This window comes from Bacillus sp. SIMBA_031 (assembly GCF_046535225.1).
In the GTDB taxonomy this organism is placed as follows: domain Bacteria; phylum Bacillota; class Bacilli; order Bacillales; family Bacillaceae; genus Bacillus; species Bacillus velezensis.
Map to the genome: position 1 here is coordinate 1 of NZ_JAWRXC010000553.1, position 247 is coordinate 247.

Sequence of the window (247 nt, forward strand, 5' to 3'; positions counted from 1 at the left end):
GTTGATCGCCTGCGGGCCGAGGATGTCATCTGACACTGGAGCGAGAAATGCAGTATCGAGGAACGAAAAGCATCCAGCGTGTGGCCGTCATCGGCGCCGGCGTAATCGGCGCAGGATGGGCTGCAGCCTATCTCGCCCGCGGCTTCGAGGTAACCGCTTATGATCCGTCCGCTGCAATGCAGGAGCGCGCCAGCACGCAGATTTCGCGTGCCTGGAGCGCCATGCTCGAACTGGACCTTTGCGCCGG

1 protein-coding gene is annotated in these 247 nt (G+C 62.8%); it reads left to right on the forward strand.

Annotated elements, in window-relative coordinates:
• Positions 1 to 47: 47 nt before the first annotated feature.
• Positions 48 to 247: 3-hydroxyacyl-CoA dehydrogenase NAD-binding domain-containing protein (locus SB724_RS21340; protein ID WP_410573017.1), on the forward strand; the 200-nt coding region annotated here is incomplete at its 3' end.